14 protein-coding genes are annotated in these 14404 nt (G+C 74.1%); 8 read left to right on the forward strand and 6 right to left on the reverse strand.

The features are described 5' to 3' along the window. Positions 1 to 66: 66 nt before the first annotated feature. Positions 67 to 1590, reverse strand: a complete 1524-nt coding sequence (locus ACIRRH_RS16135; protein WP_403067109.1) for a serine/threonine-protein kinase — start codon at positions 1588 to 1590, stop codon at positions 67 to 69. Then, on the reverse strand, positions 1587 to 2348 hold the full coding sequence (locus tag ACIRRH_RS16140) for a serine/threonine protein kinase (RefSeq protein WP_403067111.1): 762 nt from the start codon (positions 2346 to 2348) through the stop codon (positions 1587 to 1589). The genes ACIRRH_RS16135 and ACIRRH_RS16140 overlap by 4 nt, the downstream gene beginning before the upstream one ends. 75 nt (positions 2349 to 2423) lie before the next feature. Between ACIRRH_RS16140 and ACIRRH_RS16145 the strand changes: the two genes are divergently transcribed. From ACIRRH_RS16145 to nagB, 3 genes are all read left to right on the forward strand, one after another. Continuing rightward, positions 2424 to 3038, forward strand: a complete 615-nt coding sequence (locus ACIRRH_RS16145; protein WP_403067113.1) for an SDR family NAD(P)-dependent oxidoreductase — start codon at positions 2424 to 2426, stop codon at positions 3036 to 3038. Positions 3039 to 3209: 171 nt separating this feature from the next. After that, positions 3210 to 3617 carry a hypothetical protein gene (locus ACIRRH_RS16150; protein WP_403067115.1) on the forward strand — a complete coding sequence of 136 codons (408 nt, stop codon included), beginning with the start codon at positions 3210 to 3212 and terminating at the stop codon, positions 3615 to 3617. 364 nt (positions 3618 to 3981) lie between these two features. After that, the gene (gene nagB, locus ACIRRH_RS16155) at positions 3982 to 4764 is read left to right on the forward strand and encodes a glucosamine-6-phosphate deaminase (RefSeq protein ID WP_403067117.1); all 783 of its coding nucleotides are present in this window, start codon (positions 3982 to 3984) and stop codon (positions 4762 to 4764) included. Positions 4765 to 4889: 125 nt separating this feature from the next. On the opposite strand, the gene ACIRRH_RS16160 is transcribed toward nagB, so the two are convergent. The 3 genes from ACIRRH_RS16160 to ACIRRH_RS16170 all read right to left on the reverse strand — a co-directional run bounded on the left by ACIRRH_RS16160 (position 4890) and on the right by ACIRRH_RS16170 (position 8397). After that, complete coding sequence (locus ACIRRH_RS16160) at positions 4890 to 6020, reverse strand: aminotransferase class I/II-fold pyridoxal phosphate-dependent enzyme (protein ID WP_403067119.1); 1131 nt, start codon at positions 6018 to 6020, stop codon at positions 4890 to 4892. Beyond that, positions 6017 to 6673 carry a transcriptional regulator gene (locus ACIRRH_RS16165; RefSeq protein WP_403067121.1) on the reverse strand — a complete coding sequence of 219 codons (657 nt, stop codon included), beginning with the start codon at positions 6671 to 6673 and terminating at the stop codon, positions 6017 to 6019. Before ACIRRH_RS16165 ends, ACIRRH_RS16160 begins: the two co-directional genes overlap by 4 nt. Positions 6674 to 6786: 113 nt before the next feature. Then, positions 6787 to 8397 (reverse strand): beta-propeller fold lactonase family protein, encoded by a 1611-nt coding sequence (locus tag ACIRRH_RS16170; protein ID WP_403067123.1) that lies wholly within the window; start codon positions 8395 to 8397, stop codon positions 6787 to 6789. A 297-nt stretch (positions 8398 to 8694) separates the two neighbouring features. Here ACIRRH_RS16170 and ACIRRH_RS16175 point away from each other — a divergent pair, with 297 nt between their 5' ends. The 5 genes from ACIRRH_RS16175 (at position 8695) to ACIRRH_RS16195 (ending at position 13525) form a co-directional block, all read left to right on the forward strand. Next, on the forward strand, positions 8695 to 9156 hold the full coding sequence (locus ACIRRH_RS16175) for an RrF2 family transcriptional regulator (protein WP_403067125.1): 462 nt from the start codon (positions 8695 to 8697) through the stop codon (positions 9154 to 9156). A 73-nt stretch (positions 9157 to 9229) separates the two neighbouring features. Beyond that, complete coding sequence (locus ACIRRH_RS16180; protein WP_403067127.1) at positions 9230 to 10411, forward strand: globin domain-containing protein; 1182 nt, start codon at positions 9230 to 9232, stop codon at positions 10409 to 10411. A gap of 185 nt (positions 10412 to 10596) precedes the next feature. Beyond that, positions 10597 to 11361: a (Fe-S)-binding protein gene (locus ACIRRH_RS16185; RefSeq protein ID WP_403067129.1), complete on the forward strand. Its 765-nt coding sequence runs from the start codon at positions 10597 to 10599 to the stop codon at positions 11359 to 11361. Next, positions 11358 to 12818, forward strand: a complete 1461-nt coding sequence (locus ACIRRH_RS16190) for a lactate utilization protein B (protein WP_403067131.1) — start codon at positions 11358 to 11360, stop codon at positions 12816 to 12818. Before ACIRRH_RS16185 ends, ACIRRH_RS16190 begins: the two co-directional genes overlap by 4 nt. After that, positions 12815 to 13525 (forward strand): lactate utilization protein C, encoded by a 711-nt coding sequence (locus ACIRRH_RS16195; protein WP_403067133.1) that lies wholly within the window; start codon positions 12815 to 12817, stop codon positions 13523 to 13525. The genes ACIRRH_RS16190 and ACIRRH_RS16195 overlap by 4 nt, the downstream gene beginning before the upstream one ends. On the opposite strand, the gene ddaH is transcribed toward ACIRRH_RS16195, so the two are convergent. Further along, entirely contained in the window at positions 13512 to 14339 is an 828-nt protein-coding gene (ddaH, locus tag ACIRRH_RS16200; protein WP_403067135.1) for a dimethylargininase, read from the reverse strand. The genes ACIRRH_RS16195 and ddaH overlap by 14 nt on opposite strands. Positions 14340 to 14404: the final 65 nt, after the last annotated feature.

Consider the following 14404-nt stretch of genomic DNA (forward strand, 5'->3'; position numbering starts at 1 on the left):
GCCGGTCACCCGGGTGCCCGCGCCGGGATACGTATGGATGTGGCATAACTCATCCCATTTCGTCGCTCACCCACCGTAGTCGTGAAGGTACCGAAGGACTTTGTCGACATGTATCCGAACGCGTTCCGGGACCCCTCCGGCGGCCGCCACGGTCTTGTCGCTGGTCCGGTAGGCCGCCGCGACCAGGGCGGGCAGGTCGCGGGTGAAGCCGCGGCGCTTTATCTGCTGGTCGAGCCAGCAGGCGTAGTTGCCCATCGCCGCGATCGCGTCGCCCGGGTCCCAGTACGACTTGGGTCCGGCGTGGGTGGCGGCCTCGCCCCACGCCGCGAAGACGGATGGCGTCCACATGGCGATGCCGTACTCGCCGGTCTCCGGTCGGGCGGCGTTCGGATCGAAGCCGCTCTCGGCCTTCAGCATGGCGGCCAGCAGCACCGGGGTGACCTCCGGCTCGGGGCAGCGCCGTGCCGTGCTCTCGATCATGCCCCGGTAGACCACCGGAACGTCCGAGCCGGCCGGGATCGCGCCGGACGGCGGGGGCACCGCGCGCGGGGCGGCGCCCGGCCCGCCGGGCTCCGGCCCGCCGGCCAGGGCGAGGACGGCGAGCCCGCAGGAGAGCAGGCCCGCACCGGCCCGGGCGGCGGCGCGTCGGCGCCGGGCCGGCCGGGCGGTGGCCCGGGCGACCAGCACCGCCGGCTCGGTCCGGGTCCGCTGCTCCCGCCCGGGGGCGAGGCAGGCGGTGACCACGGCCCGCCAGCGCACCGGCAGCGCCTCGTCCAGCCGCAGCGGCGCGGCGCCCCGCGCGTACGCCTGGGCGGCCAGCGAGCGGGCCCTGGCGGTGGCGCCGAGGAAGGGGTGCAGGCCGCCGGTGAGCAGCTGGTGGGCGATCACGCCGAAGGCCCAGACGTCGGCGCTGGGGCGCACCGCGACGCCGCGGGCGCCGGTGCGCTCGGACCACCACTCGGGCGGGACGTGGTCGGGCGAGCCGAGGGGCGGGGCGTAGGCGTGGGTGCCCTCCAGCTCGGCGGTGAGGCCGAAGTCGGCGATCTTGGCGGTGCCGTCGGGCATCAGCAGGACATTGGCCGGTTTCAGGTCCCCGTGCACCCAGCCGGCCCGGTGCATGTGGGTCAGTCCGGCGCAGACCTCGGTCAGGATGCGCTCGGCGTCCGGCACCGCCGTCCCGGGGCGGGCCTCGGCCAGCAGGTCCTGGAGGCTGCGGGCGGCGCGTTCCATCACCAGGGCCACGGCGCCGTCCAGCGCCGGGTGGTCCGGGTCCTCGACGGTGACCACGGCGAGGGTGCGGATCAGGTGGGGGTGGTCGGCGCGGCGGCTGAAGCACTGCTCGCTGCGGGCCATCTGGGCCACGGTCCGGCGCTGGCCGGGGCTGAACCGGGCCGCACCGAGGATCTTGACGGCAGCCGGGCTGCCGTCGGGGCCCTCGGCGGCGTGCACGCTGCCCCAGGCGCCCGCGCCGAGGAAGGCGCCGAGCCGGTAGCCGGCGATCGGGTAGCCCTCCGGGACCGCGAGGGGCGGACCACCGGGCGCCGGGCCGTCGCCGGGCGGGTCCGGCTCGGGTCGGGCGCCGTGCGTCACGGCCGGGCGACCGCGCGCCGGGAGGGGAGCAGGGCCAGGTGCTCCTCCCGGACGAGGTCGAACTTCAGCGCCAGCGCGACCAGTTCCTCGCGCTTGCCGCCGCCCGCCCCCTCCTCGTACGGCTCGCGCAGCCTCAGCTTGGTCTCCACCAGGTAGTCGATGTGGTAGTTCACCGCCGAACGGCTCAGCCCGCGGCAGCCGGGCAGGGCGCGCAGGCGGGCGAGCACCTCGGTCACCCCGGGGACGGCCGCGGCGGAGGGCGAGCGCAGCCGGGGCTCGCAGAGCGCGAGCAGGACCAGGAAGTACTTGGCGGTCGGGTCCAGGGCGAACGGGCTGACGGTGTGTTCGCCGTCGGCGCCGCCGGGACGGCCGTCGAGGTAGGCGTGCTGCGGGGCGAAGACCTTGAAGGCGGCGGGCTCGCCGAGGGCGGGCAGCAGCACCCGGGAGAGTTCGAACGGGACGGGCGCGCCGAGCCGGCCGGGCGCCACCTTGATGTGCTCCCCCGCACCCTCCAGGTTCTCCACCACGTAGGTGGACGTGGTGGAGAAGTTGGACAGCCGCCAGTAGTCCTCGGCCGCGGCCACCTCTCCCGCCCGGCGGGAGACGCCCTGGTCGGGCAGCGGGATGGGGACCGGCCGACCGGGCTCCCCGCGCCCGAACACCGCGGCCTCGCCCGGGCCCATCCGCAGCAGGCCGGGGGCTTCGCCCGGCGCCATCTCGGGCGCCGGGCCGGGTAGTTGCACGATGACCGTGTCCACGCAGCACCTCCGTGGGAACGGGTCGATGGTATCCGTCCGATTCGCCCCGGAGGCAAACCGCCACCCGGACGGGTGATGGGACACCGCCAACCCTGCCCGGCGGGGCCCGCATTGCGGTCCTCCCCGGGAAGGAGGGGGTTCCTCCTTCCGGCCGGCAGGTCCGGCCGACCGGACGAAGCGACCCCGGGCGGGCCCTTCCAGGCTCCCGCCGCGGGTACCAACTCCCCCGTCTCCTCCTCGACTTCCACCGCCGGACCGGCCCGGCGGGCACTGCTCGGCGCCTCCGCCCCGGGCCTCGCCGGGGCGGCCGCCGCCGCCCAGGGCGCCGGGCAGGCCCGGCCGAACAGCGGCGCGTACACAGCGAGCACAAGGGCGGTTCAAGGGCTGGTCAAGGCGGCGGCGTTGGCGTACGGAACGCGGGGCATCCGGGTCAACGCGATCCTCCCGGGCACCACGGACACCGCGTTCGTCCGTCCGCCGGGCATCCCGGACGCGGCCTGGGCGCAGTTCAGGAAGGCCTACGGCCCGTTGAACATCGAGGGGTTGGAGCGGCTGGCCGAGCCGGAGGAGATCGCCCGGGCGATCCTGGCGCCGACCTCGGACGACTTCGCCTACCAGTCCGGGGCCTCGGTGCCGGTGGACGGCGGGGCGACGGCCGGGCGGCGGATGGTGATGCCGCCCACGAGTTGATCATCCGTCAGACCTGGAGTTGTCCGTGCGCTGAACACATGGCGAACGATTGCAGGATGTAGTTGAACGGTCACCATGCGTGTGACGCAACGCACACGCACGACGTCCATGATGTGTGCAAGACTCATCTCACTCAGTGAGATTCCCTTAATTTCCAAGGAGGTTCGTATCATGCGCACTCGGATCGCAGCTGTGGTGATGGCGGCGGCAGGGATCACCGGCCTGGCGGCAGCCCCGGCCATAGCCGCCACCGCAACGTCCGGGACCGACACCGCGGCCTGCGCCGCGGTGCTCAACCGGCCCTGCATCTCACACCAGGTCGACGGCGGGGGCATCGTGGGCGTCGCCCAGGTCAGCGCCGACCCGGGTCAGTTGACGATGGTTCAGGTCGACGTCCGCACCCAGGCCACCTGGGGCGGCCCGTGGGAGACGGTCGCCAGCGCGACCACCGTGCAGTACGGCTCCGCCAAGGCGGTCACCCAGCGGGTGACCGCCACCGCCCCCCGCATGATCTGCGCGACTGCCGGCCCGGCACTGGACGTCACCAAGCAGGTCACCACCTGCACCAACCCGTTCTGACCGCGGGGCCGCTGAGGCACCGCACCCGCCACCCCCGTGCCGTCCGTACGACCGGGCAGCCGTCCGGACGACCGGGGAGCGGAAAGCAGTAAACGGCACGAGCACCGGGGCCGGGGGCCCCCCCCCCCCCCCCCCCCCGCCCCGGCCCCCCCCCCCCCCCCCCCCCCCCCCCCCCGGGGGCCCCCGCCCGCCCCCCCCCCCCCCCCCCCCCCCCCCCCCGACCGCCCCCACCAGGCGGAAGAGGCAGGAGCCGGAACGCACCCCTGGGCCGGACCCGGGTGGACCCGGGGCGCCCCTTCACGGCAAACTGGTCTAGACCTCGGAGGTCTAGACCTCAGACTCGCCTCAGAACGGTGGACCCAGTATGGAAATCGTGATCGTCCCTGACGCCCGTGCGGCCGGCGAACTCATCGCCGCGGCGATCACCGATCTGCTGACCGACAAGCCCGACGCCCTGCTCGGCGTGGCGACCGGCTCGACCCCGCTGCCGATCTACCAGGCCCTGGCCGAGCGGGTCCGCGACGGCCGGCTGGACGCCGCCAAGGCGCGCATCTGCCAGCTGGACGAGTACGTCGGCCTGCCCTCCGGCCACCCCGAGTCCTACCGCTCGGTGGTGCTGCGCGAGGTCGTGGAGCCGCTCGGCCTGACCGAGGACTCCTTCCTGGGCCCGGACGGCAACGCGTCCGACATCGCCGCGGCGGCCACCGCCTACGACCGTGCGCTCGCCGAGGCCGGCGGCGTCGACCTCCAGCTGCTCGGCATCGGCACGGACGGCCACATCGGCTTCAACGAGCCCTGCTCCTCGCTCTCCTCCCGGACCCGGATCAAGACCCTGACCCGGCAGACCCGCGAGGACAACGCCCGCTTCTTCGACAGCATCGACGAGGTCCCGCACCACGTCATCACCCAGGGCATCGGCACCATCCTGGAGGCCCGCCACCTGGTCCTGCTCGCCACCGGCGAGGCCAAGGCCGAGGCCGTCGCGCTCGCCGTCGAGGGCCCGCTGTCCGCGGTCGTCCCGGCCTCGGCGCTCCAGCTGCACCCGCACGCCACCGTGGTGGTGGACGAGGCGGCCGCCTCCCGCCTCAAGCTCGCCGACTACTTCCGCGACACCTACGCGGCCAAGCCGGTCTGGCAGAAGCTCTGACCACTCCCGCGCAGCAGTCATGACGGCCGGGACGCCGGCCGCTAATCCCTTGGGTGGCCGGGGCGCCGGCCGCCGAATCCCCCCGGTGGCCAGCGCCCCGGCCCTTCGCGGTGCGGTGACGCCGGTCAGCGCTTGCGGAGCCACTCGCCGAAGGCCGCCAGGCCCGGGCCCGGGTCGCGGCGGCCGAGGCCGATCCGGAAGCGGTCGGCCGGGGTCGGGGTCAGCTCCGAGCGGAAGATTCCGGCGGGCAGCAGCAGCACGCCGGCCTGCTCGACCAGCGCGGTGCAGAACTCCGCCACGCCGTCCGGGCCCAGGTAGCGCGGGTAGGCGACGCATCCGCCGTCCGGTGCGCGCCACTCGAAGAGGTCGGCGAACTCGGCGAAGAACGCGTCGAACAGCGGCAGGTTCTCGGCGATGATCGCGCGGTTGCGGGCCAGGATGTGCTCGCGGGCGGTGATCGCGATCCGGGCCAGCACCTCGCTCGGCGCCGAGTTGCAGATCGTGGTGTAGTGCTTGGCCCGCTCCAGTCGCGAGCGCAGCTCCTGGTCCCGGCAGGCGATCCAGCCGATCCGCAGGCCGGGCAGGCCGAGCGACTTGGACGTGACGTTGAGCGAGAGGGCCCGCTCGGAGAGGTCGGCGGCCTGTGGCAGGGTGCGGGCCTGGTCGCGCTCCAGGCCCCGGTAGACCTCGTCCGAGAAGAGCCGGACGCCGCGCTCGTCGCAGAGCTCGGCCAGCCGGACGAAGTCGGCGGCGTCGATCACCTTGCCGGTCGGGTTGTTCGGGAAGTTGACCGACAGCACCTTGGTGTTCGGCCGCAGCGCCGCCTCGACCGCGTCCAGGTCCAGCGCCCAGTCCCGCTCCGCGTCCAGCGCGACGCCGGTGACCTCGCACAGCGAGAGCGGGATGGTCTCGGCGGACTGGTAGTTGGGGGTCAGCACCACCGCGTGGTCGCCCGGTTCGAGCAGCACCTGCATGGCGAGGTTGAGCCCCTCCTGGGCGCCGCCGAAGCAGATCACCTCGTCCTCGCCGACCCGCTCGTACATCCCGGCGACGGCGCGGCGCAGCCCGGGGTCGCCGAAGGTCTCGGTGTAGCCGAGGGCCAGGGTGTCCCAGGCCTCGCGGTCCTCGGGGCCGGCCAGGGCGAGCAGCTCGGCCATCGTCATGGTCTGCGCGTCGGAGGCGGTGAGGTGGTGCCGGGCGGTGAACTCCCAGCGCGAGAAGTGGGTTTCGAGCCGGAAGTCGGGGAGCTGGGTCACTGGTGGCACTCCTTCGTCGGGCCTGCAGGGTGCTGCTTGAGCTCGGCGAGCAGGCTGTAGGCGGTGGAACGGGAGATCCGCAGCGCGGTGGCGACGACCGGGACGGCGCGCCGGACGGCGAACACCCCGGCCTGGTCGAGTTCGCCCAGGACGGCGAGCCGGTCCTCACGGGTGAAGCGCTCCAGCGGGCGGCCCCGGGCGCGGACGTACCCGCCGATCACGTCGTTGATCCGCTCGGTCCAGTCGCGCTCGAAGAGCGGTTCGGGGCGCGGCGCGGTGGGGGCGGCGAAGCCGGCCAGCAGGGCGGCGGCCTGCTCCAGCGGGCCCCGGTCGAGGTTGACGCAGAGCACTGCCGTGGGCTTTCCGGCCTCGTCGCGCAGCACGGCGCTGACCGAGGAGAGGCGCCGGCCGTCAGGCAGCAGCTTCTCGTACGGGCCGTAGACGTCGGGGGCGGAGGGGTCGAGCCCGTCCAGCTCGCCGAGCAGGGAGGGGTCGCCGGGGGCCCGGGGGGTCATCGGGTTCCAGATGGCGAGGACCCGGTCGGTCCCGGTGTCGTGCAGCACCACCTCGGCGTACGGGCCGAGCAGCAGGGCCACCGCGCGGCAGACCGGGGACCAGGTCCGCACGCGCGGGTCGGGGTTTTCCGCAGGCATGCCCGGACTGTACGTCCGCATCGGACACTTCGTCCAGGCGTTTTCATGCCCCGGGCCCCGCCGGAGGGTTTCGGCGGGGCCCGGGGCAGCTGCCCGTGCGCGGCAGGCGGGCGCTACTCGCAGGTGATCAGCAGCCCGAGCACCGCGCTGCAGCTGCGGGTGGCCCGGCTGGTCGCGGGCGACGGGTCGGCGGGCGCTCCGGCGGTGCGGGCCACGGTGACGTCCCAGCTGCGGATCAGCGAGAGCAGGCCGACCCCGACCGAGAAGTGCCGGGTGGTGCTCGCGCCCTTGGCCAGCGGCGCGGTCAGCGCGCAGCTGAGCTTCCCGGCGGCGACGGTGCAGTCGCCGGAGGTCGTGGTCAGCCCGGCGGGCAGGTCGGCGGTGACGGTGGCCGAGGTCACCGGGTCGGGGCCCTGCCCGGTGAGGGTGACGGTGTAGTCGACCCGGCTGGAGAGCAGCCCGGGCACCGGGGTCGCGGTGAGCGCGACGCCCAGGTGGGCGGCGGGGGCGGTGTAGGTGAAGCGGTCGGCGGCGACGGCCGCGCTGGTGCCGCCGGGAGCGGTGACCCGCACGTCCACCGGCCCGGTGACGGTGGTGGCGGGGGCGGTCGCGGTGCAGCTGGTCCGGGTGCAGCTGAACGAGGCAGCGGCGCCGGCCGCGCCGAAGGTCACGGCGGTGGCGCCGGCCAGGTCGGTGCCGGTGATGGTCACCGTGGTGCCGCCCAGCCCGGAGCCGCTGTTGGGGGTGATCGCGGTCACGTCCGGCACCGGCAGGGGGAAGTTCACCACGTCGACGGCGCTGCCGGTGAAGTCGGCGAGGTAGCCGCGCCGCCCGTCGGCGGTCAGGGCCAGGCTGTACGGGCTCGCGCCCACCGGGACGGTCGCGGTGACCGTCCGGCTCGCGGTGTCCACCACGCTCAGGGCGTTGTCGGCGTAGTCGGAGACGTAGGCCGTCGCGCCGTCCGGGGAGAGGGTCACGGCGTAGGGGCCGGAGCCGACCGCGACGGTGCCGAGGACCGTGCCGGCCGCGGTGTCGATCACGGCGGCGGTGCCGTCGTCGCCGTCGGCGGTCCACAGCCGGGTGCCGTCGGGGCTGAGGGCGAGGCCGAAGGCGCCGTGACCGACCGGGACGGTGCGGCTCACCGCGCCGCTCGCGGTGTCGACCACGGTGACGGCCTTGTCGCCGGAGGCGGCGACGTACAGCCGCGTGCCGTCCGCGGAGACGGCCAGTCCGTGCGGTTCGGCGCCGACCGGCACGGTCGCGGTCACGGTGTTGGACGAAGTGTCCAGCACGCTCACCGTGTTGGCGGCGGCGTTGCTCACGTAGGCCCGGGAGCCGTCCGGTGCGAGGGCGAGGCCCCAGGGCTGGGCGCCGACCGGCACGGTCGCGGTGACGGTGTTGGTGGCGGTGTCCACGACGCTGACGGTGTTGTCCAGGTGGTGCGTCAGGTAGGCCCGGTGCCCGTCGGGCGACACGGCGACGGCGTACGAGCCGGTCCCGGCCGTGAAGCCGCCGGACACGGTGTTGCTCGCGGTGTCCAGCACGCTGACGGCGCCGCCGCTCTGGCTGGTCACGTAGGCGTGGCCGCCGTCCGGCGTCAGCGCGATGCCCGCCGGGTAGGGCGCCACCGCCACGTGCGCGGCGACGGCCGGCGGTGGCGTGACGGCCTCGGCCGTCGCGGGCAGCGACAGCAGTGCGGCCGTGGTCGCGGTTATCGCGGCCACGGCCGTCCGGGTACGGGGTGAACGGGGCGTACGGGGTGTTCTCACGGATCCCTCCAGCTGCTCGGCACGTACGGGTGGTGCGGGTGTGGTGGTGTTCGGAGCAGGGGGAAGCGTAAGAGCCACCCTGACTTTCCGTCAGGGAGTGACTACTAATGTCGCCAAGTGTTCAGATTCGATCGCGGCGCGACGCGGCCACCGCCCTCGCTCCCGCCTCCCCGCGGGAAGCGCGACCAGGGTCTCAATCGAAGTCGTGCAGAAAATTGGAGTTGAAGAGTCGCATTCGATAGCGTTTCGAACGTGAGGCTGACCAAGAGCACCGACATCGCCCTGCGGATCGCCATGCGACTGGCCGTCCTGGGCGAGGGCGACAACCCGACCACCCGCGAGGTGGCCGAGTCGGTCGGTGTGCCGTACACCCACGCGGCGAAGGTGGTCAGCCGGCTGCAGCACCTGGGGGTGGTGGAGGCCCGACGCGGTCGCGGCGGCGGGCTGATGCTCACCTTCGCCGGGCGGACCGGTTCGCTCGGACTGCTGCTGCGGGAGCTGGAGGGAGTCGGCGACGTGGTCGGCTGCGAGGACGACCCGCCGTGTCCGCTGCGGGCCGCGTGCCGGCTGCGCGGGGCCCTGCGGAGCGCCCAGGAGGCGTTCTTCGCGACGCTCGACCCCCTCTGCGTCGCCGACCTGGTGGCCTCCCCCACCGGACCGGTCCTGCTCAGCCTGACCACCAGACCCACCGATACCGCCGGACCCACCGGCTGATCAGCCCACCCGGGGCCGCGCACCACCCTGCGGCCTTTAATGCGAATATCAGATACCACTTAGGAGCCTTCTGATGCTGTCCGCGAAGTCCGCCGAGGTCATCGAGGCCACCCTGCCCGTCGTGGGCGCCGCCATCGGGGACATCACCCCGCGCTTCTACGACCGGATGTTCGCCGCGCACCCGGAGCTGCTGCGCGACCTCTTCAACCGGGGCAACCAGGCCAACGGCAGCCAGCGCGAGGCCCTGGCCGGCTCGATAGCCGCCTTCGCCACCGCCCTGATCACCAACCCGGACCAGCGGCCGGACGCGATGCTCGCCCGCATCGCCCACAAGCACGTCTCGGTCGGCATCAACAACGACCAGTACAAGATCGTCCACGAGCACCTGTTCGCCGCCATCGTGGAGGTGCTCGGCGAGGCCGTCACCCCCGAGGTCGCCGCCGCCTGGGACGAGGTCTACTGGCTGATGGCCAACGCGCTGATCGCCATCGAGGACCGGCTGCGCGCCGAGGTCGCCGCCGGCGGCGACCCGGCCGACCTGTGGCGCCCCTACACCGTGGTCGCCCGGATCCAGGAGACCGAGACCGTCACCACCTACCTGGTCCGCCCGACCGACGGCCGTCCGGTGCCGGCCTTCCGCCCCGGCCAGTACGTCTCGGTGCGCACCGAACTGGCCGACGGCGCCCACCAGATCCGCCAGTACAGCCTCTCCGGCGGCGCCGACGGCGCGCTGCGCTTCAGCGTCAAGCGCGAGGACGGCGGCGAGGTCTCCGGCCACCTGCACGACCACCTGAAGGCCGGCGACACCATCGAGCTGGCGCCCCCGCTGGGCGACATCGCCCTCGCCGACGGCGACGGCCCGGTGCTGCTCGCCTCCGCCGGCATCGGCAACACCCCGATGACCGCCATGCTCGACCACCTGGCCACCACCGGCTCCACCCGGCGGATCGTCTCCGTGCACGGTGACCGCGACCAGCTGAGCCACGCCTTCCGGGCCGAGCTGGCGCAGCTCACCACCACGCTGCCGAACGCCTCCTCGCACGTCTTCTACGAGCAGCCGCTCGGCGAGTGGCCGGCCGAGCGCACCGGCCTGGTGGACCTCTCCACCGTCGAGGTCCCGGCCGGCACCACCGCCTACCTCTGCGGCCCGCTCCCCTTCCTGCGCGCCGTCCGCGAGCAGCTGCTGACCGCGGGCGTCCCGGCGGCGGACATCCACTACGAGGTGTTCGGCCCGGACCTCTGGCTCGGCGCCTGACCCCCGCCGCCCGGGCCGCCTGAGTTCCGGCCCGACGCCTGAGGCCCCGCTGTCGAGGTCCCACCACGGCACCGGTCCGCTCGGTACGATCACGAGCGCACCGGTGCCGTCCGGCGTCCGCACCTGCGGCGTCCGCACCTGCGATGTCCGTCCGTCCGGCGGAAGTTCGGCAGAAGGGAGCCCGGATGCGGGTCGCGCTGTTCGCCACCTGTGTCAACGACGCACTGTTCCCCGGCACGGCGGTGGCGACCGTCCGGCTGCTGGAACGGCTCGGCGTGACGGTGGACTTCCCCGCCGGACAGACCTGCTGCGGGCAGCCGCAGTACAACACCGGCTACCGCAGGGCCTGCGAACCGCTGGTCCGGCGGACGGCGAAGGCCTTCGCCGGGTACGACCACGTGGTGACGCCCTCGGGCTCCTGCGTGGCGATGGTCCGGGACAACTACCCCCGGATCGGTGCCCGGGCCGCCGCCGAGGGCCGGGGCGCCGAACTGGCCGACCTGGCCACCGATCTGGTACCCCGGGTGGTCGAGCTGACCGAGTTCCTGACCGACGTGCTCGGCGTCGAGGACGTCGGCGCCCACTTCCCGCACACCGTCACCTACCACCCGTCCTGCCACGGCCTGCGCCTGCTCGGCCTCGGCGAGCGACCGCGCCGGCTGCTGAGCGCCGTCGAGGGCCTGGAGCTGGTCGAGCTGCCCGGGGCCGAGGAGTGCTGCGGCTTCGGCGGCACCTTCGCGGTCAAGAACGCGGCGGTCTCGGCGGCCATGGCCGAGGACAAGATCGCCAACGCCCTCGGCACCGGCGCCCAGGTGCTGTGCGGCGCCGACAACTCCTGCCTGCTGCACCTCGGCGGCACCCTGCGCCGCAAGGGCGCGCCGCTGCGGCCACTGCACCTGGCGGAGATCCTGGCCAGTACCGAGGAGCACCCCTGGAGGCCGTCCGCATGAGCGAGCGGAGCGAACGAACCGGAAACACGGCCGGCACCTTCCTCGGCATGCCCGCCTTCCCCCAGGCCGCCGCCGAGGCCGTACGGAACGAGCAGCTGCGTGCCAACCTGCGGCACGCCACCCACACCATCCGCGACAAACGAGCCCGGGCCGTCGCCGAACTCGCCGACTGGGACCGGCTGCGCGCCGCCGGGAAGGCCATCAAGGACCACACGCTGCGCCACCTCGACCGTTACCTGGTCCAGCTGGAGGAGTCCGTCACGGCGGCCGGCGGCACCGTGCACTGGGCCGCCGACGCCGAGGAGGCCAACCGGATCGTCGCCGGGCTGGTCGAGGCCACCGGCCGCGGTGACACGGAAAGGCACGAGGTCGTCAAGGTCAAGTCGATGGCCACCCAGGAGATCGAGCTCAACGAGGCGCTGGCCGCCGAGGGGATCACCGCCTACGAGACCGATCTCGCCGAGCTGATCGTGCAGTTGGGCGACGACCGGCCCTCGCACATCCTGGTGCCGGCGATCCACCGCAACCGGGCCGAGATCCGGGAGATCTTCGCCGACCGGATGGCCGCCTGGGGCCGCCCGGCGCCCCGGGGCCTCACCGACTCCCCCGCCGAACTCGCCGAGGCCGCCCGGCTGCACCTGCGGGAGAAGTTCCTGCGCGCCGAAGTCGCCGTCTCCGGAGCCAACTTCATGGTCGCCGAGACCGGCACCCTGGTGGTGGTCGAGTCCGAGGGCAACGGCCGGATGTGCCTCACCCTGCCGCGCACGCTGATCTCGGTGGTCGGGATCGAGAAGGTCGTGCCGACCTGGCGGGACCTGGAGGTCTTCCTCCAGCTGCTCCCCCGCTCCTCCACCGCCGAGCGGATGAACCCGTACACCTCGCTCTGGACCGGGACGACGGAGGGCGACGGCCCGTCCGAGTTCCACCTGGTGCTGCTGGACAACGGCCGCACCGCCGCGCTCGCGGACCAGGTCGGCCGCCAGGCGCTGCGCTGCATCCGGTGCTCGGCCTGCCTCAACGTCTGCCCGGTGTACGAGCGGGCCGGCGGGCACGCCTACGGCTCGGTCTACCCGGGGCCGATCGGCGCCATCCTGACGCCCCAACTGCGCGGCACCGAAAGCCCGGTGGACGCCTCGCTGCCGTACGCCTCCTCGCTCTGCGGGGCCTGCTACGACGTGTGCCCGGTGGCGATCGACATCCCCGAGGTGCTGGTGCACCTGCGCGAGCGGGTCGCCGGGCAGGGCGGGCACCCGCTGGAGCGGGCCGCGATGGCGGCCGCCGGGTTCGTGCTGGACCACCCGGCCGCGCTCACCGCCGCCGAGCGGCTGGCCGGCCGCACCCGGTCGCTGCACCCGCGCCGGCTGCCCGGGCCCGGGCGGGCCTGGACCGACACCCGGGATCTGCCGGAGGTGCCGGCCGAACCTTTCCGCGACTGGTGGCGGAGGAACCGCACATGACCGCATCCGACCACACCCGGCCCGACGGCCCCCGGAACTCCAGGGAGTTGGTCCTCGGCAGGATCCGGTCCGCACTCGGCGACACCGCCGAGGTGGCCGGACAGCCCCTGCCCCGCGACTACCTGACGGCACACGTGCCGACCGACGACCCGGCCGCGCTGCTCGACCTGCTGCACCACAACCTGGCCGACTACCGGGCCCTGGTGCACCGCTGCCGCGAGGACGAACTGCCGCGGCGGATCGCCGGGTTGCTGGTCGAGCGGGGCAGCCGCACGGTCGTGGTGCCGAGCGGGCTGCCGCCCGCCTGGCTCACCGCGGCCGAGGCCGAGGGGGTCGAGCTCCTCCCGGACGACGGGACGCTGACCGCCGCCCGGCTGGACGCCGTGGACAGCGTGGTGACCGGCTGCGCGCTGGCCGTCGCCGAGACCGGGACGATCGTGCTGGACGCCGGTCCCGGCCAGGGGCGGCGGCTGCTCTCGCTCGTCCCCGACCACCACGTCTGCGTGGTCCGGACGCCGGAGCAGGTCGTCGCCTCGGTGCCGCTCGCGCTGCCTCGACTCGATCCGCTGCGGCCGCAGACCTGGATCTCGGGGCCGTCCGCCACCAGCGACATCGAGCTGGACCGCGTGGAGGGGGTGCACGGGCCGCGCACCCTGGAGGTGCTGCTGGTCACGGCCGCGGGAGCCGGCACCGTCACTCCGGCCTGAGCTCCAGGGTGCAGCACTTCGCCCCGCCTCCGCCCTTCAGCAGCTCCGACACGTCCACCGGGACCGGCTGGTAGCCGTGCTCGGCCAGGCGGCCGGCCAGGTTCTTGGCGGCCTCCGGCAGCAGCACCCGGCGGCCGTCCGAGACCGCGTTGAGCCCGAACGCCTCGGCGTCGGCCCGGTCGGCGAGGATCGCGTCCGGGTAGAGCGCGCGCAGCACCGAGCGGCTGTCGGCGTCGAAGGCCTCCGGGTAGTACATGACATGGTCGTCGGTGAGCACCGCCAGTGCGGTGTCCAGGTGGTAGAAGCGCGGGTCGACCAGGGTCAGGCTGACCACCGGCACGCCGAACAGCTCCCCGGCCTCGGCGTGCGCGGCGCGCGAGGTGCGGAAGCCCGTCCCGGCGAGCGCCCGTCGGCCCACCACCAGGTGGTCGCCCTCGCCCTCGTTGACGTGGCCGGCCCGGCGCACCTCCCGGTAGCCGTGCTCGCGGAACCAGGCCTGGTAGGCCTGCGACTCGGCGGCCCGCTCCGGGTGGCGGAAGGTGGCGACCAGGGCCCGGCCGTCCAGCACGGTGGCGCCGTTGGCGGCGTACACCATGTCGGGCAGGCCGGGCACCGGGTCGATCAGTTCGACGGTGTGGCCGAGCCGGCGGTACGTCCAGTAGAGCCGTTCCCACTGGCGCAGGGCAAGCGCGGTGTCGGTGGGCTGGGTGGGGTCCATCCACGGGTTGATCGCGTAGTCCACGGTGAAGTGCGTCGGCCGGCACATCAGGTAGCGACGCGGCCGGGCGTGGCGCTCCGGGGGCTGTGTGGGCATGGCTCAACCATCCTTGGGTCGCGGGGAGTTCGTCGCACGGAGTTCGGGGTTCACGGGGCCGAACA

Source organism: Kitasatospora sp. NPDC101235, from assembly GCF_044767505.1.
GTDB lineage: Bacteria > Actinomycetota > Actinomycetes > Streptomycetales > Streptomycetaceae > Kitasatospora.